Below are 25,315 nucleotides of genomic sequence, written 5' to 3'. Positions count from 1 at the left end.
GCTGATTCCATAAGGGTTTCAGAGGGGTACTGTTTCTGTCTGTACCAATTGTGTACCAATCAAGCTCTTTTCAAACTTCCCGGGTTCGCTCCAATCGGTGCTGGCGCTGATCCATCGGGTGCGGGTCGATAGCAACATCTGAACGCTATGACCGAGCTGAGTGGCAATAAACGCAGGGTTCATCCCCGACATGAGGCACATGGTAGCGTATGTGTGACGGCAGTTGTATTGCCGACGGGCGCGAATACCTAAATCAGTCAGTGCGGTCAGGCCCTGTGCGGCGTTCTATCGCCTGGGCTTTTCTCTGGCAATCGTATGGTTTGAACCTTCTCAATTCAGCTGCAATCAAACGAATACATCGTCGGGCTTTGCCTGTCCGGAGAAGATCAAATGAAACGCACAACTGCATTAATATTGGTGGTGTCAGCAACCTTGCTGCTCGGTGGCTGCTGGCCATATTGGCATGACCATGATGGTCGCGGACATGAGCATGGTCGCTACTATGGTGGTGAACACGAAGGTCAGGAATACCACCGGTATTAGTGTTCAGGAGAACCGGAGTGGACTGCCAGGCTTAATCACGGACGGGCAGCGTTACTCGTCGCGTCCTTCCATCATGGTCCGTTTGAGCATCACATAAACGGCGCCTGCGCCGCCATGTTTCGCTTGGCACGAGGTGAAGCCAAGTACCTGTGAATGCTGGCGCAGCCAAGTGTTGACGTGGCTTTTGATCATCGGGCGCTTGCCGTCCAGGCGCACGGCTTTACCGTGAGTGACGCGTACGCAGCGGATTTCGAATTTGGTCGCTTCGGCCAGGAACGCCCAAAGGGTTTCCCGGGCCTTTTCCACACTCATGCCATGCAGGTCGAGGCTGCCTTCGAACGGAATCTGTCCGATCTTGAGCTTGCGCATCTGGCTTTCCTGCACACCGTCACGTGCCCACATCAGCTCGTCTTCCGGACCGACGTCGATGACGAACTGATCGGACAGCCCGTCAACGGTCGTGGCATCGGTACGCACGGTGGCGGCCTGACGCAGCTTGGCGATTTGCGCGCGGTCAGCTTTGGGTTTGCCGGTTTCGGCGCGATCGTGCTTGATCGGCTTGACGCCTTGGATCGCACTTTTGAACAGGGAAAAATCGTCGTCTTGCATGTCAGCCTCCGCGAAGGGCGGCCAGTTTACCCAAGTCTAGGCGTCATCCATAACTATTGGGCCCGTCAAATGGGCGGGCCTTCAATTCAATCGTGTTTTTTCATCAGGTGCGGGGACATGTTCAGCTCCCGCGACTGACGCGAGCGGCGACGGCAACGCCGCCACAACCACACGCCGATGTACAGCACGAACAGGCCAATCGCCAGAATCACGGCCGAGCCGATCGGGCTGGCGTTCAATTCGCCCAAGGCGGGCGGGTGACCGAGCAGGCTGGCAGCACCGGCCAGTGCGAGCAACACACCACACATCGCCAACAAGGCAGCGAACGCCGCGCCAAAACGAAAACGCCAGTTGCGTTGGCCTTTGGGCCGTAAGCGGCGAGCGTCAAAACCATCGGATAACTTCATTCCGACCTTCCTCAATAGGTATCGGCCCTTCGACCGGGAGTTGACCGGGATGTTCCTGAGGCTAAGACAATTACAGTAAATGATAGACTTTTGCGGATGAGCGGCGGCATGGACCGCTCATCAAACGTCGATCAGATCAGATCACGGGTCAGGGCGAGGGTGGCGAAGTTGTCCGCCATGATCGCCATTTCGGTCTGTTGAACATGCTCGGCGCTCAGGACGCCGCCCTTGTAAGGCAGGTCGCGGGTGGCGCAGGCATCTTCCACCAGGGTGCAACGAAAGCCCAGGTTCTTCGCGGCACGCACCGTGGTGCTGACGCTGGAATGGCTCATGAATCCGCAGACGATCAGGTCAAGGGCGCCGAGGTCCTGCAGGCGTTTTTCAAGCTGGGTGCCGTGAAAAGCACTTGGCAGCAATTTGCCAATAATGGTTTCGTTGTCTTGTGGCTCCAGGCCCGGGATGAACTCACCCCGTTCGCCCTGTGGATCGAACAGCCCACCGACGGTGCCAAGATGGCGCACATGGACGATCGGCCGACCGACGGCACGGGCGGCGGTCAACAGTTGCTTGATGTTCGCGACGGCAGCATCCATGCCGCTCAGGGCCAGAGGGCCACTGAGGTATTCTTTCTGGGCATCGATGATCACAAGGGTCGCATGGCTCAGATTGGCTGCAGCGTAACCGCGGCCGCTGAGTTGAAACATCGTTTTTGGAACGGACATTCTGGGGCTCCTTCGGGTGGGGCTTTTGCGACATTGTCCTCTGGCTGAGCGCTTCTGTGAATCGCTACCATCGTAGGCGCCGTCGTTACTGGCTTGTAGCCTTGTCAAGATGCCCGTTTTGTTCAATAGGCAGCCAAATAAACAGATTAGTCCTACATCCGGGTCGGTGTTTTTCACGCGTCGTCGTGGCGCCGTTTGGCTGGTAGAATCGCCAGTCGTTTTTTCTGGAGTTTGCCGCTGTGATCACTTCCCGACTTCGTACCCTGCGTGACCATATCCGTTGGGCCGTCAGCCGCTTCCATGGGGAGGATCTGTTTTTCGGCCATGGGGCCGACAACGCCTGGGACGAAGCCCGTCAACTGGTGTTGGGTGCCTTGCACCTGCCGTGGGAAATTGCCGACAGTTACCTCGACTGCAGTCTGGAAGAAGACGAGTTGGTGAAACTGCAACGCCTGCTCAAACGTCGCATCGAAGAACGCATTCCTACCGCGTACTTGTTGGGTGAAGCGTGGTTCTGTGGCATGTCGTTCATCGTCGACGAGCGCGTATTGATCCCCCGTTCCCCGATTGGCGAGCTGATTGAAAAGCGCTTCGAGCCGTGGCTGGGCGCCGAGCCTGCGCGGATTCTCGACCTGTGCACCGGTTCCGGTTGCATTGGTATCGCCTGCGCCTACGAGTTCCAGAACGCTGAAGTGGTGCTGGCCGACCTCTCATTCGAAGCGCTGGAAGTGGCCAATCAGAACATTGAGCGCCATGGCGTCGATGAGCGGGTATACACGGTGCAGGGCGATGGTTTCGATGGTTTGCCGGGTCAGCGTTTCGACCTGATCGTGTCGAACCCGCCTTACGTCGACGCAGAAGATTTCGCCGACATGCCGGACGAATACCAGCACGAGCCGGAGCTGGGCCTGGCCTGTGGTGAGGATGGTTTGAACCTGGTACGACGCATGCTGGCCGAAGCGGCAGATCACTTGACCGAGAAGGGCTTGCTGATCGTTGAAGTGGGTAACAGCCAGGTACACGTCGAGTCGTTGTACCCGGAGGTCGACTTCGCGTGGCTCGATTTCGAGCGCGGCGGGCACGGCGTATTCATGTTGACGGCGCAGCAGTGCCGCGATCATCAGGCGCTGTTCGCTTCTCGCGTCTGACCTTTTGTAGGAGCGAGCTTGCTCGCGATGGACGTTAACGATAACGCGTGTCTTCTGGATAAACACGTCGCGTTCAGGTCCATCGCGAGCAAGCTCGCTCCTACAAAAAAAACCATTAACGGTGTGTCGCAATCCAGATCAACAGCCCCGCCTGGAACACTGCAAACGACACCAGGCAGGTGATGGTAAAGCGCAATCCGGCGTCTTCACGCTTGAACTTGCTGACTTTCTCTTCTTGTTTTTTTAGCTTCACTTCCTGCTCGGCCAGATTCTGTTCGGCTTGCTGGAGCATCTGCGCCGCCTCGAGAATCTCCACTACCTGCAATTTTTCGGTGTTCCATTCAGCCAGCAGGTCGCCGACCTGCGCTTCTTTGACGCTGCCCTTCAAATGCTGGACATCGGCATACACCACCTCAAAACCATGCGCCTTTAGAAAGTGGTCGCGGCGCAGGCGGGTGTCTTCATTCAGCGCATCTTTGTTATTGAGGTCAGTGCCATCGACGGCATAACCGGGCCATCGCTTCTTCGCCCAGCGAATACCGTGCGCGGCCATGAAACGGCCGATACCTCGGTTCAACGGTTCGATCTGCAAGCCGCTGTCAGGCCCGAAATGCACGCGCTTGGTGGTGTGATCGACCCACACGTCCAGATGATTCTGTTCTTTGCGCACGCGCTGGCCGGGCAGCGAAATGCTCATGCGCATCAGGCTGCGTTCCTTGCTGTTGCGTTCGGCGTAACCGAACTCGACAAAGCGCAAGGGGCGCCCACCGGTATTACGGTCGGTCTGCAATGGTGCCAGACGGAGCATCTTGTGGTGCTCGACGTGGACGTCCGCCCATGGCAGCTCGGCCGCTGGCGGTGCGTCTTTTTCAGCGGTGGTGTCGGGTGAAGTCTGGGTATCGGTCATAACGGCGAGATCCTGTCCAAGCTCTGTTGCCGCCAGCCATAGCGCTGGCGACAAAGACTTATCGGCCGTTTTTCTCAGGACTGGAGGGCAAACAGCGCTTAACTGGCGCGAAGAGCGTCAATAAACCCGATGATTCGCGTGCCCAGCTCCGCCGCCAGCGGCAATTGCGGATCTTTATAGGAGGCCAACTGCTGTTTTAAGTCGTTGGGCACGATGCGCATGACATGGTTCATGCCTTGGATCAGTGCCAGTTCGGCGTCCGGTTTGGCTGCCTTGAGCATTTTCGCATCACCGACGCCGACCTGGATGTCATTGCTGCCCTGAATGATCAGCGCTGGCATTTTCAATTTGGCGAACGCCGCCGCCGGGTCCTGGCGGAACAGCGAAATCAGGTACGGTTGCACACTGGGGCGGAAAATCCCCTGCAGTTGCGGCGGGACGTTGTCATCGGTGTGGCCGGCCTTGAGGCTATCGAGCAACTCATTGCTGCGCAGCATCAGTGGTGGCGGCAGGCGATTGCTCAGTTGCTGGCGCAGCACTTGATCGACTGGCCGGGCGCTGCCGGACATCGAAATCACCGCCGCGGCATCGACGCTTGGCGCCGCGAGGGTGGCAATCAAGGCGCCTTCGCTGTGCCCCAGCAGAATCAGCTTGCCAAAGCGCGGATCGGATTTGAGTTTCTGGCCCCAAGCCTCGGCGTCGGCGACATAAGCCTCCAGGGTCAGATTGCGTTCGTCCGGTGTGGCGGCAAGGCTCGCCGCCACGCCGCGTTTGTCGTAACGCACGCTGGCAATGTTGTGGTTGGCCAGCACCCAGGCCAGCCGTTTGAGGCTGTCATTGCGTCCGCCATCCGGGTTGTTTCCGTCGCGGTCCGTAGGGCCGGAGCCAGAAATGATCAGGACAACCGGCACAGGCTTGTCGGACTTGGGCAGCAACAACGAGCCGAAAAGCTCGCCGGTGCCGGTGTCTAAAGTGATAGGCCGTTGCAGGACGGTAGCCTGAACAAAGCCGGTAAACAAGGTAAGGCTCAAGGCTAGAACTCGCAGCATCATCACGCCATCATGAACAAGATGCCGGTTGGACTCGCGGGCACCCATAAGGTTCGAGGATGAACTAGTCGGGTAGCCTGCGTATACTGGCGCGCATTACGTATTCAGGTTCATTTCACGGAGCGTCCTGCATGTCCGGCAATACCTACGGCAAGCTGTTCACTGTCACCACCGCGGGCGAAAGCCATGGTCCGGCGTTGGTCGCCATTGTCGATGGCTGCCCGCCGGGCCTGGAGATCTCTCTGGAAGATCTGCAGCGCGACCTGGATCGGCGCAAGCCCGGCACCAGTCGCCACACCACCCAGCGTCAGGAGGCCGACGAAGTCGAAATCCTCTCCGGCGTGTTTGAAGGTCGCACTACGGGTTGCTCCATCGGCCTGTTGATCCGCAACACCGACCAGAAGTCCAAGGACTACTCGGCGATCAAGGATCTGTTCCGCCCGGCCCACGCCGATTACACCTATCACCACAAGTACGGCGAACGCGATTACCGCGGCGGTGGTCGCAGTTCGGCCCGGGAAACCGCCATGCGCGTGGCGGCCGGGGCGATTGCGAAGAAATACCTGGCCACCCAGGGCATTGTCATCCGTGGCTACATGAGCCAGCTCGGCCCGATCGAAATCCCGTTCAAAACCTGGGATTCGGTGGAAGAGAACGCGTTCTTCAGCCCTGATCCGGACAAGGTGCCAGAGCTGGAAGCCTATATGGACCAGCTGCGCCGCGACCAGGATTCGGTCGGTGCGAAAATTACCGTGGTCGCTGAAGGCGTGATGCCTGGCCTTGGTGAGCCGATCTTCGACCGTCTCGACGCTGAGCTGGCCCATGCGCTGATGAGCATCAACGCGGTCAAGGGCGTAGAAATCGGCGCCGGTTTCGCCAGCGTTGCCCAGCGCGGCACCGAACACCGCGATGAAATGACTCCGGAAGGTTTCCTCAGCAACAACGCCGGCGGCATCTTGGGCGGCATCTCGTCCGGCCAACCGATTGTTGCGCATCTGGCGCTGAAGCCGACGTCGAGCATTACCACACCGGGCCGTTCCATCGACATCCATGGCAACCCGGTGGAGGTCGTTACCAAGGGGCGTCATGACCCGTGCGTGGGCATCCGCGCCACGCCGATTGCCGAAGCGATGATGGCCATCGTGTTGATGGATCACTTGCTGCGTCATCGCGGGCAGAACGCCGATGTGCGGGTCAGCACCCCGGTGCTGGGTCAGCTTTAATGGCTGACCTGGGGTCTGTACGAAAACTCGCCGAGCGGCGATCAGGCAAGGCAGCATGATCGTCGCGCAGGCAGTTTTGGTACAGAGCCTTACAGCCGCGGCGGTCTGACGACGATGGCGGCGCTCCCTTACTGGCGGCTCTCCAGTTTCTATCTATTCTATTTCGCCTTGCTCGGTTCGACAGCGCCGTTTCTGGCGCTGTACTTCGATCACCTGGGCTTTTCCAGCGCGCGAATCGGCGAGCTGGTGGCGATCCCGATGCTGATGCGCTGCGTCGCGCCGAATATCTGGGGCTGGCTCGGCGACTACACCGGCCAGCGGCTGGCCATCGTACGGTTCGGCGCCGTGTGCACGTTGCTGACGTTCTCGCTGATTTTCGTCAGCAAAACCTACGCCTGGCTGGCCATGGTCATGGCCTTGCACGCTTTTTTCTGGCACGCCGTGTTGCCGCAGTTCGAAGTCATCACGCTGGCGCATTTGAACGGTCAGACGCAGCGCTACAGTCAGATTCGCTTGTGGGGTTCCATCGGTTTCATCATCACCGTGGTCGCGCTGGGTCGGTTATTCGAATGGCTCAGCCTTGATATCTACCCGGTGGCGCTGGTGCTGATCATGGCCGGTATTGTGGTCAGCAGCCTGTGGGTACCCAATGCCCAGCCGGCCCATGGCAATCGCATAGCGGGGGAGGGGTTTATCAAGCAATTGCGCAGCCCCGGCGTCCTGGCATTCTATGGTTGCGTGGCGCTGATGCAGATGAGTCACGGACCGTATTACACCTTTCTGACGCTGCACCTTGAGCGATTGGGTTACAGCCGTGGATTGATCGGCATGCTCTGGGCAGTCGGCGTGGTGGCCGAAGTCTTGATGTTTCTGGCGATGAGCAGGATCCTCGCGCGCTTCTCCGTGCGCCGGGTGCTGCTGGCGAGTTTCCTGCTGGCGGCGCTGCGTTGGCTGTTGCTCGGTTCATTCGCCGAATTTTTGTGGGTGCTGCTGTTCGCCCAGGTGCTGCACGCAGCAACCTTCGGCAGTTTTCACGCCGCGGCCATCCAGTTCGTGCAACGTAGCTTCGGCGCGCGCCAGCAAGGGCAAGGCCAGGCGTTATACGCCGCACTCGCCGGCACTGGCGGCGCACTGGGCGCGTTGTATTCGGGCTACAGCTGGAACGCCCTCGGGCCCACGTTGACCTTTAGTATTGCCAGCCTCGCAGCCCTGGCGGCTGCCGTTATCATTGCAACACGACTGCAAGAGGACAGGCCATGAGCCTTACCCGTGAACACCTCGCCCAGGAAATCATCGATGCCGGGCGTTTTCTGTATGGCCGCGGCTGGTCGCCGGCCACCAGTAGCAACTATTCAACGCGCCTGTCGCCGAGCAAAGCCTTGCTGACGGTTTCCGGCAAGCACAAAGGCGAGTTGCGCCTTGACGATGTGCTGGCCACCGACCTGTCGGGCAACAGCCTGGAGCCAGGCAAAAAGCCGTCAGCCGAAACCCTGCTGCACACCCAGCTCTACCGCTGGCGGCCGGAGATCGGCGCGGTGCTGCATACCCATTCGGTGAACGCCACAGTGTTGTCGCGCCTGACGCCGCAAGACTTCATCGATTTCGAAGACTACGAACTGCAAAAAGCCTTCAGCGGCATCTCGACCCACGAATCCCGGGTGCGCGTGCCGATTTTCGACAACGACCAGAACATTGCGCGCCTCGCCGCCAAGGTGCAGCCTTGGCTGGACATCCATCACGATTGCGTTGGCTACCTGATTCGCGGCCACGGCCTCTACACCTGGGGCGCGCGCATGAGCGATGCCTTGCGGCAGATCGAGGCCTTTGAATTTTTGTTCGAGTGCGAGTTGAAGACGCGCTCAATCTTGAACCGCTAAGGAGTTGCCCTGATGAGCAGCCTGTCCGTTTACCACGTCTCAAGCCCTGACATTCCAAACAAGGTGCTGACCCATTTCGAAGACATCGCCTCGACCCTGGCCGAACAGGGTGTGCGCTTCGACCGCTGGCAAGCCGCCGCGAAGATCCAGCCCGGCGCCAGCCAGGAAGAAGTGATCAGCGCTTACCAGGAGCAGATCGACCAACTGATGACCGAGCGCGGTTACATCACCGTCGATGTCATCAGCCTGAACAGCGATCACCCGCAAAAAGCCGAGCTGCGCGCCAAGTTCCTCAATGAACACCGCCATGGCGAAGACGAAGTTCGGTTTTTCGTCGCAGGTCGTGGCTTGTTCACCCTGCACATCGACGATTACGTCTACGCCGTGCTCTGTGAGAAGAACGACCTGATCTCGGTCCCGGCCGGCACCAAACACTGGTTCGACATGGGCGAGCATCCGCATTTCGTCGCGATTCGCCTGTTCAACAACCCGGAAGGCTGGGTGGCCAATTTCACCGGCGAAGACATCGCTAGCCAATTCCCGCGTCTTGAGGACTGAGCCGATGCCGATCAAAGCGATTCTCACCGACATTGAAGGCACCACCAGCGCGGTGAGTTTTGTGTTCGACGTGCTGTTTCCCTATGCCGCCAAACACCTCCCGGCGTTCGTTCGACAGCACGCCGCGCGCGCGGATGTGGCCGAGCAACTGGCTGCCGTGCGCAAGGACAGTGATGAGCCGGACGCCGACGTTGAGCGCGTTATCGAGGTCCTTTTGCGCTGGATCGCCGAAGACCGCAAAGCCACGCCGCTCAAGGCATTGCAGGGCATGGTCTGGGAGCAGGGTTATCAGGCCGGCCAGTTGAAGGGTCATGTTTATCCAGATGCCGTTGAAGCGCTGAAGCGCTGGCACCAGGAAGGCTACATGCTGTTTGTTTATTCCTCGGGTTCGATTCAGGCCCAACGGCTGATTTTCGGCTGCTCGGAGGCCGGTGACTTGTCGCCGCTGTTCAGCGGCTATTTCGATACGACGTCCGGGCCCAAGCGTGAAGCGCAGTCGTACGAACGCATCACTCAGGCTATTGGCCTTGAGGCGTCGCAGATTCTGTTTCTGTCTGACATCGTCGAGGAGCTGGATGCGGCGCGCAGCGCAGGCATGGCGACCTGTGGGCTGGCTCGAGAGGGCGGTGAGTTGGCAGGGCATCAGACCGTCGACAGCTTTACGCGGATCAGTCCTTCAACCGTATAACCGCATAACCTGTAGGAGCGAAGCTTGCTCGCGAAGGTGTGTCAGGCAACGTAAATGTTAACTGACGCGCCCCCTTCGCGAGCAAGCTTCGCTCCTACAGTGATCGTTGCAAATTTAGCAGTGCAATGGTTTACACCGAGTGATACGACGGCAGGGCAAACCGTTGCTGACTTTGCAGCATGGAAATCTGCGGCAGCTCACTGGCCTGTTCGGCAATGTCGCGACGTATGGCGCTGATCACCCACGACAGCTGGTCACCGGCATGCAATTGCTGGTAGGAAATCGAGCGTTTGAACACTTTGCCATCGGCGTTACTCAAGGTCAGCAAGATGCCACCATCAGGCCGTGCCTGGGTGGTCACGTCGAAGTTGGAGAACAAAGACGAAAATTTTTCCTGGATCAGGCTCATGTCTATCAGCTCCGTTAGCGCTTGAGTGGCAAGCATGGGGAGGTAGTTGCAGCCTTTGTGCCAGCATTTGAAATTAATAAAAACGTTATAAATCAATAAGTTAATATTTTTGTCGTTTTTCTGTTTCGTGCAATCTGCATGATTGGCCATCGTGCATCCTGCATTTTGCGTGGTCGGCGACAATTGGATTGAACCAATTGCCCGGCCAATGCTCACCCTGTCCAGCGCATCGGTCGCGGATACAAAACATTTCAAAAACCGCGTGTACAGCTCAAGAACCGCTGACGTATTTTCGGGGTCAATCAACGCCGCCCGACAATAAAAATACTCAACGGGAGCATCAATGAGCGACACGATTACCTGGGGCATGATGCTCCGCAAGCTGCCTTCCATTGCCAACGCCATACCCCGATTGGTGAAGGGCATGAAAGTCGCCAACGTCAAGGACCCGACCCAAACGTGTGGTCTCGGCTGGAGCTTCGAGCAGGCGACCTTGCGCAACCCCGATGGCCCGGCCTTGCTGCAGGGGGAGGTGGTGCTCACGTACTCACAGGTTAACCAGTGGGCCAATCGCATGGCCCATCACCTGATTGCCCAAGGCATTGGCAAGGGCGACGTAGTGGCGGTCTTCATCGAGAACCGCCCGGAACTGTTGGTAACGATTCTGGCGGTGGCCAAGGTCGGAGCAATCAGCGCCTTGCTCAACACTGCGCAGACGCGCGATACCCTGGCGCACAGCCTGAACCTGGTGGCGCCGGCGGCGATTGTTGTGGGCGAAGAGCTGGTCCCGACGTTTTCAGCCGTCCGCGAGCGGGTGGCAATCGAGGCGACGCGCACCTGGTTTATCGCCGATCAAAACACCTGCAAACCTCCGGGCATTGCGCCCGACGGTTTCATCAACCTGATGACCGCCTGCGCCGACGGTTGCGCCGATAACCCCGCCAGCAGTCGGCAGGTGTTCTTCGACGACCCTTGTTTCTATCTCTACACCTCGGGTACCACCGGCTTGCCCAAGGCCGGTGTGTTCAAACACGGTCGCTGGATGCGCAGTTACGTGAGTTTCGGGATGATCGCGCTGGATATGCGCCCGGAGGATGTCATCTATTGCACGTTGCCGCTCTATCACGCCACCGGACTATGCGTGTGCTGGGGTTCGGCCATCAGCGGCGCCTGCGGGTTTGCCATTCGACGCAAGTTCAGCGCCAGTCAGTTCTGGAGCGACGTGCGCCATTACCGCGCGACCACCATTGGCTACGTCGGCGAATTGTGCCGCTACCTGGTGGATCAGCCGCCCGGCGCCCATGACAGTCAACACGGCGTGAAGAAGATGATCGGCAATGGCTTGCGCCCGGGCGCGTGGGGCGAGTTCAAGAGACGTTTTGGCGTGAATCACATCTGTGAGCTGTACGCCGCCAGCGACGGCAATATTGGCTTCAGCAACATTCTCAACTTCGACAACACTGTCGGTTTTTCGCTGATGTCCTGGGAGCTGGCGGCGTACGACCACGACAGCGGCGCGCCGACGCGTGACGCAACAGGTTTCATGCGCAAAGTTGCCAAGGGCGAGGAGGGGCTGTTGCTGGCGAAAATCGACGACAAGGCGCCACTCGACGGTTACACCGATCCGCAAAAGACTGAAACCGTGGTGCTCCACGATGTCTTCAAGAAGGGTGACCGTTACTTCAATACCGGTGATTTGCTGCGCAACATCGGTTTTGGTCATGCCCGGTTCGTCGATCGTTTGGGGGACACCTACCGCTGGAAGGGCGAAAATGTCTCGACCACTGAAGTCGAGAACACCCTCCTCAAACACCCGACCATTTCCGAGGCCGTGGCCTACGGTGTCGAGATTGAGAATACCAACGGGCGTGCCGGGATGGCGGCGATCACGCCGGCCGAATCCTTGGCGACCCTGGATTTCAGCGAGCTGCTGGCTTTTGCCCGCCAGCAATTGCCTGCCTATGCGGTGCCACTGTTCCTGCGGGTGAAAGTGAAAATGGAGACCACCGGTACGTTCAAATATCAGAAAACCCGTCTCAAGGATGAAGCCTTCGATCCGGGCAAAACCGGTGATGATCCGATCTACGCCTGGCTGCCGGGCACCGACACTTACGTGCGAGTCACCGAACAGCTGCTGGCGCAGATTCAGGGCGGCAAGTACCGCTATTGAATGTGGCTATGGTCGTGCATGAGAAAAAAGAAGTGACAGTCTCGGGGCTGCTCGGGAAACTGTCGGCTTTGCGAATAACTGAACGTGGAGTGCTTCAATGTCAGACCAAAGCCGCCAGATGACCCCCGAAGAAGCCGCTGAATTTGCCGAACAGGTATTCAACAAGGCGCGCGAGGGCGATGCGGCCATGATGGCTGCGCTGCTGACCAAGGGCCTGCCGCCTAACCTGCGCAACCACAAGGGCGACACGCTGCTGATGCTGGCCGCCTACCACGGTCATGTAGACACCGTGAAAGTCCTGCTGGAACACAAGGCTGACCCGGAAATCCGCAACGACAACGGTCAGAGCCCGATTGCCGGCGCGGCGTTCAAAGGCGACCTGGCAGTCGTCGCAGCGTTGGTTGAAGGTGGTGCGCAAGTGGAAGGTTCGTCCTTTGACGGCCGCACTGCGCTGATGATGGCGGCGATGTTCAACCGCGTCGAAATCGTCGACTACCTGATCAGCAAGGGTGCCGATCCGAAAGCCAAGGATGCCAATGGCATCTCGGCACTGGATGCCGCCAAGACCATGGGCGCGGTGGACACCACGGCGCAGTTGCAGAAGTTGCTCGGCTGATCGGCGTCGTGTGACCGCCGTGTCGCCGCCGTGTAGCAGCTGTCGAGCTTGCGAGGCTGCGTTCGGCGGCGGAGCCGTCGCAAACCCTGTACACGCGATCTACCTGAAAGACCACATCGCCCGATTTCACGACGGCTCCGCCGCCGAACGCAGCCTCGCAAGCTCGACAGCTGCTACAAGCCGTCAACCCGTCAGTCGTCAATACACCCACACCTCAACCCGCCGATTCTTGATCCGCCCCTCATCCGCGCTGTTGGCGGCCACCGGCATCTCGGCGCCAAAGCCGCGAATCTCGCGAAACACCACACCGCTTTTCACCAGTTCCCGCCGTACCGCCATCGCCCGCAGTTTTGACAACAGATCAGCGCGTGCCGGGTCACTCTTGGCATCGCCAAACCCCACCAGCGTCACCTGCCGATTGGTTTTGTCGCGCTGCTTTATATAGTCGAGTACCCGTGACAGGTCCTGCCGGGCCTTGTTATCCAGGGTCGCGCTGCCTTCCTCGAACCGGAAATTCACCGACAGCCGTTGGGCATGGCGACTGAGCGCCTGATAGCCCTCGGGCATCAGCGCATTCGGCGTGACGGTCATGGCCTGGACGGTCTGTGCGATAAAACCATTGGCCGCGACAATGGCCTGACCCTTGCTGCTCTGGGCAAATGCCACCAGCGCTTGGGCCCAGGGATTTTTCCCGTTAGGCGGCAGGTATAAGAACAGCCGGCGCGACAATGGATAGTCCTCCGTGGCAATCAGACTGTTGAGCGGCAACATGGCCTGGGATTGACCATCGACAATCGCGACTGGTTTGGCCTCCCGCACGTAAGGCAGGCCGATGAAGCCGATACCTTGTGGGTCGAGACTGACCGCGTCGGACAATTGCTCGCTGGATTCGAAGCGTTTCGCGGCGCCGCCCAGGGTTTTCCCACGACCGCTGAGGACCAATTCCTTAAACGTGTCATAGGTGCCGGATTGGTCATCCCGCGCATACTGGTGAATGGGCCCGCCGGTGCCGCCGAGTTCTTCCCAGGTCTTGGCCTCGCCACTGAATATTCGCGCCAGTTGCTCAGTGGTGAGTTGATTGAGTGGGTTTTGTGGGTGAAGGATGATCGCCAGCCCATCAATGGCGATGACCTGCTCGGCAGCGGAACTCTTCAGATCGCCCAAGGGCTTGAGGTCCACCAGTTCGCGGTCCTTGATCGGGCGCGACGACGCGGCAAGATCGGCCGTGCCGGCTTTCAGGGCCGCGAATCCGGTGCTGGAACCATGAGCCGCGATGTCCACCACGACGCGGCGACCCTCAACCGTTTCACCGACGACGCGCAATTCGTTGGCGGTCTCCGGTGTTTCGCTGTGAACCTTGAGCAAGCCCTGTTCGTGCAACAAACCTTCGACCAGGGCCGGTCCTAGCGCCGCGCCGATGGTATTGGAGCCGTGGATGCGCAGCGCCGGGCCCCGTTCGGGCGTTGGCAGGCCGCCGGCTGTAGCGGTGATTGGCAGCCAGGCACCCAGCATCAACAGGAATAACACGCGCAGCGTCATGCCGGCACCTTATAAGCCAAGGGAAGTGCCGGGAGAATAAGTCAGTAAGGTTGCGCAAAGATGACAGTTACCAACAATGTGGGAGCGAGCCTGCTCGCGAAGGGGGCTTAAGATTCAACACCTGTATTGAATGTAAGTCCGCCTTCGCGAGCAGGCTCGCTCCCACGGTTGATTTGTGAGATCAGCTCAACTCAAGCCAGATCGGCGCATGGTCCGAGGGTTTTTCCATCCCGCGCAGTTCGTAATCCACGCCCGCATCCTTCACCCGCGGCAGCAGGCCATGGGACGCCATGATCACGTCGATTCGCAGCCCACGCTTGGGTTCATCCTCAAACCCACGGCTACGGTAGTCGAACCAGCTGAAACGGTCGGCCACCTCCGGGTACAAGTGACGGAAGCTGTCCACCAGGCCCCAATTCTTCAAGCGAGCCATCCACTCGCGTTCCTCCGGCAGGAAGCTGCACTTGCCGGTTTTCAGCCAGCGCTTCATGTTGTCCGGGCCGATGCCGATGTCACAGTCTTCCGGGGAAATATTCACGTCACCCATCACTACCAACGGCTGCTCGTTACTGAACTGGCTTTCCAGCAAGTGCTGCAGATCGTTGTAGAAGCGTTCCTTGGCCGGGAATTTGGTGGGGTGGTCGCGGCTTTCACCTTGTGGGAAATAGCCATTCATGATGGTCACCGGCACGCCATTGGCGTCGGCGAAAGTGCCCCAGATAAAGCGCCGCTGGGCGTCTTCTTCATCCGTGACAAAACCTTTGTGCAGGTCAATCGGCTCCTGGCGCGAGAGCAGGGCGACGCCGTAATGACCTTTTTGCCCATGGAAATACACGTGATAGCCCAGTGCCTGAACCTCGGCCAACGGGAATTGGTCGTCGTGGACCTTGGTTTCCTGCAGGCCGATCACGTCTGGCTGATGTTTTTCGATCAGCGCCGCCAACTGATGGGGGCGAGCGCGCAGCCCGTTGATGTTGAAGGAGACGATCTTCATGGTCGGCAGTCCTGGCAAAAGGGCGATGCTAGCTGACCTGTAGGATCGGGGCCAGTGCCGGGAGAGGGGATTCGTGTTTGTCAGTAAGGGTTTCATCGTCAGGCCAGACCTCTTCGCGAGCAGGCTCGCACACACAGGGGATCAGTCTGGTCTATACCTTTGTGGGAGCGAGCTTGCTCGCGATGACGGCTTAAGCATCCACACTGATTTGGATCAGCCAGGAACTGTGCGGATGTTTATAGGCTCGTACCAATGAGAGCACAGCCATTTGAGCTGCGCCCCGGGGAGATCTACCGTAATGCCTGAAACCTCGACCGCCATCGCCGATATTCACATGCTCGACAGCGGCTATTCCCGCGAAGCCCGCTCCCTGCTGTATCAGGCCTACCGGCACGAACCGACGTTCGGCTACTTGTTCGAAGCCGAACGCCCCGGTTATGAACAGCGGGTTCGCGCCACCGTGCGTGAACTGGTCAAACAACACTTTCTTCAGGACTTGCCGGCCATTGGCCTGCTGGTCAACGATCGGTTGATCGGTATCGCGCTGATCGCACCGCCGCAACGTCGGTTGGGCATCACCGAAAGTTGGGCCTGGCGCCTGCGCATGGTGCTAAGTACCGGTTTTCGCTGCACCCGTCGCTACCTCGAGTATCACGATGCCGTGGCGGCCTGCGTGCCGTCCGATGCGGTGCATGTGCTGCCATTGCTGGGGATTCATCCGCAATTCCAGGGCAAACACTTCGGCGAACAACTGCTGCAAGCGGTCCATAACTGGTGTGCGGTGGATGAACACTCTCAGGGCGTGATCCTCGACACCGGGAATCCGCGTTATCTGGAGTTCTATAAGCGTCAGGGCTATGAGGAAATCGGTGAGGTCGCCGTAGGACCGATACGCGAGCATGTGTTTTTCCATGCCAATCCTCAGGTGCTGCAAACCGCAATGGCATAGAGGGTCGAACTTTCCGCGCACGCCAGGCTCTATCACGCTCCCAAGCTCGTGATAGCATCCTCGCCTATGAAGTTTCCAGGAAGAAATACCAGCGGCGTGCTGATGCTGATTTTCAGCTGCGCGGCGCTGGCCCAAAGTGAATTGGATGTGCGGGTCAAACCGTCCAACGATGAACTGAAAGCCAATATAGAGGGCTATATCGGCAGCCTCGGCGATCGGGACGAAAAAGCCTTGTTGCGCTTCAGTCGTGGCGCCGAAGAACAGGCGCGCAAGGCCGCCCAGGCCTTGGGTTATTACCAGCCGCAGATCGAGACGGACGTGCAGGGCGGCAAGACGCCGCGCCTGGTGCTCACCATCGATCCGGGAGAACCGATCCATCTGCGCAACGTCACCGTGCGCATCGACGGGCCGGCCGCTTCCCTCAAATCCTTTCGTGTGCCCAAAAGCGATGCGCTGAAAACCGGTGCGGTGCTCAACCATGGCCAGTACGAAGACGCCAAGCGGCTGATCCAGAATCAGGCGTCGCGCTATGGCTTTTTCAACGGCCGTTTTACCAGTCAGAAGTTATTGGTCGACCCGCGAGCCGGCGTCGCCGATATCGAGTTGATCTACGACAGTGGCCCGCGTTATTCCTTCGGCAAGGTCAAGTTTGAAGGCGATACGCCCTTCGACGAAGACCTGCTGCAGCGCATGGTGCCGTTCAAGGCGGGCGCGCCTTATGACTCCGAATTGATCGCCGAGCTCAATCAGGCCCTGCAATCGAGCGGCTATTTCGAAGGGGTGCGAGTGGACGCTGCACCCACCGCGTCGAAGGACGATGTGATCCCGGTGGACGTCAAGCTCGAGACCCGCAAGCCGCGGACCATGGGGCTCGGCCTGGGGTATTCCACCGACGTCGGCCCCCGGATCAAGGCCAACTGGACCCGGCACTGGGTCAATCCCCAAGGTCATAGCTATGGCTGGGAGACTGAAGTCTCCCAGCCACGGCAAAACGTCGGTGTTTTCTATGACATTCCCTTGGATCCGCCCCTGACCGACAAGCTGCGTTACGCCGGTGGCTATCAGTACGAGGAAATCGCCAATAAGGACAGCCTGAGCAAGCTGCTGACCCTCGGTCCCGAGTGGCACAGCAAGTTGCCCAGTGGCTGGCAACGGGTGGTGTCGCTCAAATGGCAGCGCGAGGAATACCGCCTTGGCGATGATTCTGGCCTGAGTAATTTGCTGATGCCTGGCGTCAGCTATTCCTACCTGAAAAGCGACAATCGCATCGACCCCCATAACGGTTATCGCCTCGAATTCGCAACCAAAGTGGCCAAGGAAGGGCTGGGCTCGGACAACAACCTGGTGTACGGCACGGCATTGGTCAAAGGCTTGACCACGGTCTTCGACAAACACCGTTTCCTCGGTCGGGTGCAGGTCGGCGGCAGCGCCACCAACGGCTACACATCGGTGCCGCCGTCGTTGCGTTTTTTCGCCGGTGGCGATCAGAGCGTGCGCGGTTATGACTATCAGAGCCTGTCCCCGGAAAACTCCGCGGGTGATCGCATCGGGGGGCGCTACATGGTCACCGGCAGTGTCGAGTACCAGTATTCCATTGCCGAAAAATGGCGGGTCGCGACCTTTATCGACCAGGGCAACTCGTTCAATACAATCGAACTGCCAAACCTCAAGACCGGCGTCGGCATTGGCGTGCGCTGGGTGTCTCCGGTGGGGCCGCTTCGCCTCGACCTGGCCCATGCGTTGGACGATGACGGCGGCATCCGACTGCACTTTTCCATGGGGCCTGAGCTTTGAATCGTGGTTTGAAAATAACGTTGCTGGCGATTCCGACGCTGCTGACACTGGTCATTCTTGCCGTGTCCGCGGTCTTGGGGACAGCGGCGGGTAGTCGTTGGGTGCTGGGCTTCGTGCCGGGTTTGACCGTGGAGAATTTCCAGGGCCGGTTGGGCGGGCAGTGGAGCGCCGATCATCTGTTGTGGCAGCAGGACAGCAGCCGGGTTGAACTGAGCAGAGTGATTTTCGCCTGGTCGCCGCTGTGCCTGACGCGCATGACCCTGTGCATCGAGCAATTGCAGGCTGATCAGGTCAGCCTGCAATTTGCGCCCGGCACGGAAGAAAAAAGCACTGCGCCGATGACGCTTCCGGACCTGAAATTACCCTTGGCGATTGAGTTGGGGGAGGTGAAGGTTGGCCGTTTGCTGTTCAACGGCAGCGAAGAACTCAAAGGCTTGCAACTCGCGGCGCACTGGACCGAACACGGTGTGCAGATCGACACCGTGCGGCTGCAACGTGACGAGCTGAATCTGAACCTCTCCGGCCTGCTGCAACCCAACGGCAACTGGCCGCTCAACGTCGAAGGCACACTGACCCTGCCGGCCCCGGGCGCTGAACCTTGGGCGCTGGCCCTGAAGGTTGACGGTGACTTGCTGAAAACCCTGCATCTGAAAGCCGACAGCAGCGGTTACTTGAACGGCCAACTGACCGGCGAGCTGCAACCGCTGGTGGACAACCTGCCGGCCAAGGTGCGGATCACGGCCGACGGCTTCAAGCCCAGCGCCGATTTACCGGACACCCTGCAACTCAATCAGCTTGAACTCACCGGCGACGGTGACCTGAAAGACGGTTATCAGATCCTCGGCAATGCCACGTTGCCCGCAGAACATGGCCCGGTCGCCCTGATGCTGCAAGGCAAGGTCGACGCCAAGGGCGCGCAGATTGCCGGCCTCGACCTGACCGCCAGCGACAAACAAAGTCTCAAGCTCAGCGGCCAAATAGACTGGAGCAAAGGCCTGAGCGCCGACGCAAAAATCGACTGGCTGGACTTTCCGTGGCACCGCCTCTATCCGCTGATCAACGAACCGGAAGTCGCGCTGCGCAGCTTCAAAGGCGACATTTCCTACACCGACGGAAAATACCTCGGTAGCTTCAACGCCGCGCTGGATGGCCCGGCCGGGGCGTTCAGCCTGAGCAGCCCGTTCAGCGGCGACCTGACGAAAATCTACCTGCAACAAATCCAGCTCGAAGCCGGGCAGGGCAAGGCCGAAGGGCACCTGAACCTGCAATTCGCTGATGGCATCGCCTGGGACACCGCGCTCGATGTGTCCGCGATCAACCCGGCGTATTGGGTCGCAGAGTTGCCGGGTATGCTCGCAGGGCCGGTGCGCAGCCATGGCGAAATGAAAAATGAAAAACTCAGCCTGACTGCCGATCTCGATTTGAAAGGCAAACTGCGTGGCCAACCGGCGGTGATTCAGGCGAAGGCCGATGGCACTGGCGAGCAATGGAACCTTAACGCGCTGCAGATTCGTCTGGGTGACAACAGCATCACCGGCAAGGGCAGCCTGCAACAGAAACTCGCCGGCCAGATCGATATCAAGCTGCCGCGCCTGGCTCAGCTTTGGCCGCAACTGCGCGGTCAGCTCAACGGCCGCGTTGATGTCGCCGGCACGCTCAAGGCGCCGCAAGGCAAGCTCGGTTTGCAAGGCACGCAACTGGCGTTCGCAGACAATCGCCTGCAAAGCGTGAACCTCGACGCGACCCTCGACAGCGCGCAACGGGCGGAAATCGATTTCAAGGGCAGTGGCATTGAGGCTGGCGACACCTCGCTGGGCACACTGACGGCCAGCGGCCAGGGTGATATCAAAAACCAGAAGCTCAACCTCGACTTGCAAGGGCCGAAACTGAAACTGGCGCTCGGCCTCGACGGCAGTCTGGACAAAGGCAATTGGCGTGGACGCTTGGCCCGCGGCGATATCCAGGCCGGTGGTCAGGACTGGAAGCTGCAGGGGCCGGCGAAACTGGAACGGTTGGCCGACGGCAAGATCAACTTCGGCGCGCATTGCTGGATGTCCGGCCCGGCCAGCCTGTGCGGTGAAGACCAGCGTTTGATCCCTGAACCGAAGCTGCGTTACCACCTCAAGCAATTCCCGATCGATAGCCTGGCACAGTGGTTGCCGAAGGATTTCGCCTGGAAGGGCACTCTCAATGCCGACCTGCAACTGGACCTGCCCGCCAGCGGTCCGAACGGTCAGATCAGCATCGACGCCAGTGGCGGCACCTTGCGCATGAAGGAAAAGGATCATTGGCTGGACTTCCCGTACCAGACACTGAAGCTCACCAGCAAACTCACGCCCAAACGCATCGACACCGATCTCAATTTCGTCGGCGGCAAACTTGGAGAATTGAGCGTGCAGGCGCAGATCAATCCGCTGCCGAAGAACAAACCGCTGACCGGCTCGTTCCGTCTCAGTGGACTGGACATGTCGGTGGCGCGGCCGTTTGTGCCGATGGTCGAGAAACTCACGGGCCATTTGAATGGCAGCGGCACGATCTCTGGCGGGCTGATGGCACCCCAGGTCAACGGCAGCCTGCTGCTCAGCGACGGTGAGGTGTCCGGGCCGCAACTGCCAATCGAGCTTCAAGCTTTGCAGCTTCAAGTCGTGATCTCAGGCGAAACCGTGCAATTGAACGGCGGCTGGAAAAGCGGCAAAGCCGGGCAGGGGAGTTTGAACGGTAACATCGCCTGGGGGCAGGCGTTGGTGGTGGATCTGACACTCAAAGGCTCGCAATTACCCGTCACCGTCGAGCCGTACGCCAAGCTCGAAGTGGCGCCAGACCTGAAGATTTCGATGAAGGGTGACGAGCTGGCCATCGCTGGCAAAGTCCTGGTGCCCAGGGGCGAAATTACGGTGCGCGAGTTGCCGCCATCGACGGTCAAGATCTCCGGTGACACGGTGATCGTCGGCCAACAGACCGAGGCGGGCAAACCGCCGCTGGCGATGAAGATGGACATCGACGTGGTGGTCGGCGACGACAAACTGAGTTTCGCCGGGTTTGGCCTGACCGCCAACCTACAAGGCCATGTGCACATCGGCGACAACATGGACACCCGTGGCGAACTCTGGCTCAACGACGGGCGCTATCGGGCCTACGGCCAACGGCTGACCGTGCGCCGGGCGCGGCTGTTGTTTGCCGGGCCCATTGACCAGCCGTATCTGGACATCGAAGCGATTCGCCAGACCGACGACGTGATCGCCGGTATTCGCCTGAGCGGCAGTGCCGAGCAGCCGACCACGCAGATCTTCTCCGAGCCGGCCATGAGCCAGGAACAGGCATTGTCCTATCTGGTGCTGGGGCGTCCGCTGGCCAGTAACGGTGAAGACAACAACATGCTCGCCCAGGCAGCGCTCGGGTTGGGCTTGATGGGCAGCGCCGGGGTGACCAGCGGGTTGGCCAAGGAGCTGGGTATTCAGGACTTCCAGCTCGACACACAGGGCAGTGGCACCACGACCAGCGTGGTGGCCAGCGGCAATCTCTCCGAGAAGCTGAGCTTGCGTTATGGCGTCGGGGTGTTTGAGCCGGCCAACACGATTGCCTTGCGTTACAAGCTGAGCAAGAAGGTCTACCTCGAAGCGGCTGGCGGCGTGGCGAGTTCGCTCGATATCTTCTACAAGCGGGATTTCTAGGTCCCGTCTCCTTCCAAAAACCGAGTTGCCCCCTTCGCGAGCAGGCTCGCAACCACCAGGATCACATCAATCCAGTGGGAGCGAGCCTGCTCGCGAAGGGGGCGCTGCGTTCGTCGATCAAAGGCAACTTCCTCCCTCCACTTATCCACTAAATACACAGCTGGCTAACTATTACGTTGACATTAGCTGCCTGAGCAGTAATATCTCGACATACATTCTCTGCCTAGGCAGCTAATTGGTGGTCAGATGAAACATTTCACCCCGGACGAATTCAAAAATTGCCATCTCGGTCTCCTGCTTGGGCGTGCTGCATTGCTCAAGGACCGGATCATCGACACGCACATGGAACCCCACGGCATCACCTCCGCGCAGTTCAAAGTGCTGATCATCATGGCCCAGTTCGGCGTCGATACGCCGGCCGAGCTGTGCCGGCACCTGTCGCTGGACAGCGGCTCGATGACCCGAATGCTCGATCGTCTGGAACAGAAAGGTTTTCTCGCCCGGCAACGCTCAGAGGCGGACCGCCGTCAGGTTCAGTTGGTGCTGACTGAAGAGGGCGTGAAGCTCGCCGACCTCCTGCCGCACATCGGCGCCGACGCCATGAATGAACTGGCGGGCGCGATTACGCCGCAAGAGCTGGACACCCTGGAACAGATCCTGAAAAAAATTTTGGTGGCAGCCGGTGACTCGATCACCCTGCTGCGGGTAGGTGACAAATGAGCAGTAAAACCTTGCGCGCCGGCCTGAGCCTGGTGCTGGCGGCCATGACCCTGGCCGGTTGCGCCAGCTACAGCGGCCTGACCACCGAAGGCGTCAGCCTCGATGCGAAAAACCTCAAGGCCGGGCAATCACTCAACGGTGTGACCCTGTCACCCGCCGCGTGGCCGAAAAGCGACTGGTGGAAAAGCCTCGGTGACCCACAGCTCGACGGTCTGATTCGCGAAGCCCTGCACGACAGCCCCGACATGCAAATTGCCGATGCCCGCGCTCACCAGGCCAGCGCCGCCGCGTATGCAGCCGATGCCGCGCGGATGCCGACGCTCGATGCCAGTGCCGGCGTCAGCCGTTCGCGTCTGGCCAAGGATCAAGACCCGCGCGGGCAAGGTGATACTTACGCCACCGTGCGTAATATCGGTGCCAGTTTCAATTACAACTTTGATCTCTGGGGCGGTCAGCGTGACACCTGGGAAGCCGCCTTAGGCCAGGCCCGCGCAGCGGAAGTCGACCAACAGGCCGCGCAGTTGACCCTGGCTGCCGACGTCGCTCGCGCTTACAACAATTTGGGTCAGGCGCATATCGTGTATGACCTGGCGAGTGATGACCTCAAGCGGACCCGGCAGATGCTCGACCTGGGCCAACGTCGCCTGAGCTCCGGGATCGACAGCCAGTACCAGTTCCAGCAAACCGAAAGCCTGGAAGCCACCTCTGAAGCCAGCCTGATCGACGCCGAGAAACGCCTGCAAAGCGCCAAAATCGCTCTGGCCGTGCTGCTCGGCAAAGGCCCGGATCGTGGCAATGAAATTGCCCGACCGAAAATCCTTCAGGCCAGCGCCGTGGCGTTGCCATCGGTACTGCCGGCGGAATTGCTCGGTCGTCGTCCAGACCTGGTGGCAGCACGCTGGCGGGTTGAGGCTGCGAACAAGAACATCGCCGCCGGCAAAACACAGTTCTATCCCAACCTGAACCTCAGTGCGGCAGCGGGTACCGAATCTTTGCTGGGCGACGCGATGTTCGGTTCGGCCAGTCGTTTCTTCAATATCGCGCCGACGATCTCGGTGCCGATTTTCGACGGCGGCCGCCTGCGCGCCAACCTCGATTCCCGCGACGCCGATTACGACCTCGCGGTGGCGCAGTACAACAAAAACCTGGTGAAAGCCCTGGGTGATGTCAGCGACACCATCAACCAGTTGCGCGATATCGGCCGGCAGATCGGCGCTCAGCAGCACGCCACCGACATCGCTCAGGATTCTTACAACACCGTGGTCCAGCGGTACGGTTCCGGCATCGGCAACTACCTGGACGTGCTCAGCATCGAACAGCAATTGCTCCAGGCCCAGCGTCAGCTGGCCAACCTGAATGCCGAGCAGATCGACCTGTCGATTCAACTGATGCAGGCGTTGGGTGGCGGCTTCCAGGGCGAGACCCTGGCTACCGCCAAAACAACCCCAGCCACGCTGACCCACTAATTCAAGGTATCTGTCATGGCCATTGCCGAAACAACTCCTGCTCCAACTGATCAAGCGTCTGACAACGCTCAAGGCGCCAGCAACCCGGGTAAACGTAAAGTCATGCTGGTCGTACTGGCCATCGTGGTGATTCTCGCCGGTGTCGGCGTCTGGGGCTATCACCAATTCTATGGTCGCTGGAACGAAAGCACCGACGACGCCTATGTGAACGGCAACGTGGTGGAAATCACCCCGCTGGTTACCGGCACCGTGGTCAGCATCGGCGCCGACGACGGCGACTTGGTCCATGAAGGTCAGGTGCTGATCAATTTCGACCCGAACGACGCCGAAGTCGGCCTGCAAAGTGCCCAGGCCAACCTGGCTCGCACCGTTCGTCAGGTTCGCGGCTTGTACAGCAACGTCGACGGCATGAAAGCTCAGGTCAACGCTCAACAGGCTGAAGTGCAGAAGGCACAGGACAATTTCAATCGTCGGAAAAACCTTGCCGCTGGCGGGGCGATTTCCCAGGAAGAACTGTCCCACGCTCGTGACGACCTGACCTCGGCGCAAAACGCCCTGTCCAACGCCAAACAACAACTGAAAACCACCAGCGCTCTGGTGGATGACACGGTGGTTTCGTCGCACCCGGACGTGATGTCTGCCGCCGCACAATTGCGTCAGGCGTACCTGAACAATTCCCGCAGCACCTTGATTGCGCCGGTTACCGGTTACGTGGCCAAACGCTCTGTGCAGCTCGGTCAGCGCGTCCAGCCGGGAACCGCGTTGATGGCGGTGATTCCGCTGGATCAGCTGTGGATCGACGCCAACTTCAAGGAAACCCAGCTGTGTGACATGCGCATCGGTCAGCCGGTGGACATCCAGGCCGACCTCTATGGCAGCGACGTGAAATTCAGCGGCACCATCGATAGCCTCGGCGCCGGTACCGGCAGCGCTTTTGCCCTGTTGCCGGCGCAGAACGCCACCGGCAACTGGATCAAGATCGTCCAGCGTGTGCCCGTGCGGATTCATATCAACGCCGAAGAACTGGCCAAGCACCCGTTGCGGGTCGGCCTGTCGACTCAGGTCGATGTGAACCTGCGCGACCAGAGTGGCCCGGTACTGGCGCAACAGCCGCCGCAAAAGGCCTCGTTCAGCACCAGCGTCTACGACCGTCAGTTGGCCGAGGCTGACGCCATGATCACTCAGTTGATCCACGACAACAGCGCTGCGGTCAGCAAAACCGCTCAACGCTGATTCGCCAATCCGTCAGCTGCGCC

At 59.6% G+C, this 25,315-nt stretch carries 22 protein-coding genes and 1 pseudogene; 14 read left to right on the top strand and 9 right to left on the bottom strand.

Annotated elements, in window-relative coordinates; genetic code table 11:
• Positions 1-18: 18 nt before the first annotated feature.
• The 4 genes and pseudogenes from ACM6IR_RS00385 to ACM6IR_RS00370 form a co-directional block, all read right to left on the bottom strand.
• Positions 19-264: pseudogene (locus ACM6IR_RS00385) on the bottom strand (site-specific integrase); the annotation flags it as partial.
• A gap of 330 nt (positions 265-594) precedes the next feature.
• Positions 595-1,152, bottom strand: coding sequence for a Smr/MutS family protein (locus ACM6IR_RS00380; RefSeq protein WP_008146127.1), 558 nt, complete (start codon positions 1,150-1,152; stop codon positions 595-597).
• An 86-nt stretch (positions 1,153-1,238) separates the two neighbouring features.
• The gene (locus ACM6IR_RS00375; RefSeq protein ID WP_414905860.1) at positions 1,239-1,559 is read right to left on the bottom strand and encodes a hypothetical protein; all 321 of its coding nucleotides are present in this window, start codon (positions 1,557-1,559) and stop codon (positions 1,239-1,241) included.
• 131 nt (positions 1,560-1,690) lie between these two features.
• Complete coding sequence (locus ACM6IR_RS00370; RefSeq protein WP_414905859.1) at positions 1,691-2,281, bottom strand: cysteine hydrolase family protein; 591 nt, start codon at positions 2,279-2,281, stop codon at positions 1,691-1,693.
• A 239-nt stretch (positions 2,282-2,520) separates the two neighbouring features.
• On the opposite strand from ACM6IR_RS00370, the gene prmB reads away from it, so the two are divergent.
• Positions 2,521-3,429 carry a 50S ribosomal protein L3 N(5)-glutamine methyltransferase gene (gene prmB / locus ACM6IR_RS00365; protein ID WP_414905858.1) on the top strand — a complete coding sequence of 303 codons (909 nt, stop codon included), beginning with the start codon at positions 2,521-2,523 and terminating at the stop codon, positions 3,427-3,429.
• Positions 3,430-3,544: 115 nt separating this feature from the next.
• On the opposite strand, the gene ACM6IR_RS00360 is transcribed toward prmB, so the two are convergent.
• Together ACM6IR_RS00360 and ACM6IR_RS00355 are read right to left on the bottom strand one after the other, a co-directional pair.
• Positions 3,545-4,336 (bottom strand): hypothetical protein, encoded by a 792-nt coding sequence (locus ACM6IR_RS00360; RefSeq protein ID WP_414905857.1) that lies wholly within the window; start codon positions 4,334-4,336, stop codon positions 3,545-3,547.
• A gap of 98 nt (positions 4,337-4,434) precedes the next feature.
• Positions 4,435-5,433 carry an alpha/beta hydrolase gene (locus tag ACM6IR_RS00355; RefSeq protein ID WP_414905856.1) on the bottom strand — a complete coding sequence of 333 codons (999 nt, stop codon included), beginning with the start codon at positions 5,431-5,433 and terminating at the stop codon, positions 4,435-4,437.
• 83 nt (positions 5,434-5,516) lie between these two features.
• Here ACM6IR_RS00355 and aroC point away from each other — a divergent pair, with 83 nt between their 5' ends.
• The 5 genes from aroC to mtnC all read left to right on the top strand — a co-directional run bounded on the left by aroC (position 5,517) and on the right by mtnC (position 9,731).
• Positions 5,517-6,608 (top strand): chorismate synthase, encoded by a 1,092-nt coding sequence (gene aroC / locus ACM6IR_RS00350; protein WP_131062445.1) that lies wholly within the window; start codon positions 5,517-5,519, stop codon positions 6,606-6,608.
• A gap of 114 nt (positions 6,609-6,722) precedes the next feature.
• Entirely contained in the window at positions 6,723-7,868 is a 1,146-nt protein-coding gene (locus ACM6IR_RS00345) for an MFS transporter (protein ID WP_414905855.1), read from the top strand.
• A complete protein-coding gene (locus ACM6IR_RS00340; protein ID WP_414905854.1) occupies positions 7,865-8,485 on the top strand; it encodes a methylthioribulose 1-phosphate dehydratase in 621 nt (206 codons plus the stop codon). Before ACM6IR_RS00345 ends, ACM6IR_RS00340 begins: the two co-directional genes overlap by 4 nt.
• A 12-nt stretch (positions 8,486-8,497) precedes the next feature.
• Entirely contained in the window at positions 8,498-9,043 is a 546-nt protein-coding gene (locus tag ACM6IR_RS00335) for a 1,2-dihydroxy-3-keto-5-methylthiopentene dioxygenase (RefSeq protein WP_414905853.1), read from the top strand.
• Between the two features lie 4 nt (positions 9,044-9,047).
• Positions 9,048-9,731 (top strand): acireductone synthase, encoded by a 684-nt coding sequence (gene mtnC, locus ACM6IR_RS00330; protein ID WP_414905852.1) that lies wholly within the window; start codon positions 9,048-9,050, stop codon positions 9,729-9,731.
• A gap of 130 nt (positions 9,732-9,861) precedes the next feature.
• Here the strand turns inward: mtnC and ACM6IR_RS00325 are convergent, their stop codons facing one another.
• Positions 9,862-10,140 (bottom strand): DUF3509 domain-containing protein, encoded by a 279-nt coding sequence (locus ACM6IR_RS00325; protein ID WP_414905917.1) that lies wholly within the window; start codon positions 10,138-10,140, stop codon positions 9,862-9,864.
• A gap of 343 nt (positions 10,141-10,483) precedes the next feature.
• Here ACM6IR_RS00325 and ACM6IR_RS00320 point away from each other — a divergent pair, with 343 nt between their 5' ends.
• Positions 10,484-12,310 (top strand): long-chain-acyl-CoA synthetase, encoded by a 1,827-nt coding sequence (locus ACM6IR_RS00320; RefSeq protein ID WP_414905851.1) that lies wholly within the window; start codon positions 10,484-10,486, stop codon positions 12,308-12,310.
• Between the two features lie 97 nt (positions 12,311-12,407).
• Positions 12,408-12,926, top strand: a complete 519-nt coding sequence (locus ACM6IR_RS00315; protein ID WP_414905850.1) for an ankyrin repeat domain-containing protein — start codon at positions 12,408-12,410, stop codon at positions 12,924-12,926.
• Between the two features lie 198 nt (positions 12,927-13,124).
• On the opposite strand, the gene ACM6IR_RS00310 is transcribed toward ACM6IR_RS00315, so the two are convergent.
• Together ACM6IR_RS00310 and xthA are read right to left on the bottom strand one after the other, a co-directional pair.
• On the bottom strand, positions 13,125-14,465 hold the full coding sequence (locus ACM6IR_RS00310; RefSeq protein WP_414905849.1) for a substrate-binding domain-containing protein: 1,341 nt from the start codon (positions 14,463-14,465) through the stop codon (positions 13,125-13,127).
• A gap of 181 nt (positions 14,466-14,646) precedes the next feature.
• Positions 14,647-15,459 carry an exodeoxyribonuclease III gene (gene xthA / locus ACM6IR_RS00305; protein WP_414905848.1) on the bottom strand — a complete coding sequence of 271 codons (813 nt, stop codon included), beginning with the start codon at positions 15,457-15,459 and terminating at the stop codon, positions 14,647-14,649.
• 298 nt (positions 15,460-15,757) lie between these two features.
• Between xthA and ACM6IR_RS00300 the strand changes: the two genes are divergently transcribed.
• From ACM6IR_RS00300 to ACM6IR_RS00275, 6 genes are all read left to right on the top strand, one after another.
• Positions 15,758-16,408 (top strand): GNAT family N-acetyltransferase, encoded by a 651-nt coding sequence (locus ACM6IR_RS00300; protein ID WP_414905847.1) that lies wholly within the window; start codon positions 15,758-15,760, stop codon positions 16,406-16,408.
• Between the two features lie 66 nt (positions 16,409-16,474).
• On the top strand, positions 16,475-18,202 hold the full coding sequence (locus ACM6IR_RS00295; RefSeq protein ID WP_414905846.1) for an autotransporter assembly complex protein TamA: 1,728 nt from the start codon (positions 16,475-16,477) through the stop codon (positions 18,200-18,202).
• Entirely contained in the window at positions 18,199-21,873 is a 3,675-nt protein-coding gene (locus ACM6IR_RS00290; RefSeq protein WP_414905845.1) for a translocation/assembly module TamB domain-containing protein, read from the top strand. Before ACM6IR_RS00295 ends, ACM6IR_RS00290 begins: the two co-directional genes overlap by 4 nt.
• A 246-nt stretch (positions 21,874-22,119) precedes the next feature.
• Positions 22,120-22,593: a MarR family winged helix-turn-helix transcriptional regulator gene (locus ACM6IR_RS00285; protein WP_414905844.1), complete on the top strand. Its 474-nt coding sequence runs from the start codon at positions 22,120-22,122 to the stop codon at positions 22,591-22,593.
• Positions 22,590-24,059, top strand: a complete 1,470-nt coding sequence (locus ACM6IR_RS00280) for an efflux transporter outer membrane subunit (RefSeq protein ID WP_414905843.1) — start codon at positions 22,590-22,592, stop codon at positions 24,057-24,059. Before ACM6IR_RS00285 ends, ACM6IR_RS00280 begins: the two co-directional genes overlap by 4 nt.
• Before the next feature lie 15 nt (positions 24,060-24,074).
• Complete coding sequence (locus ACM6IR_RS00275; RefSeq protein ID WP_414905842.1) at positions 24,075-25,292, top strand: efflux RND transporter periplasmic adaptor subunit; 1,218 nt, start codon at positions 24,075-24,077, stop codon at positions 25,290-25,292.
• Positions 25,293-25,315 lie beyond the last annotated feature (23 nt).

Source organism: Pseudomonas sp. IT-P253 (genome assembly GCF_949768125.1).
Lineage (GTDB): Bacteria > Pseudomonadota > Gammaproteobacteria > Pseudomonadales > Pseudomonadaceae > Aquipseudomonas.
This window is presented reverse-complemented; position numbering and strand designations above follow the sequence as displayed.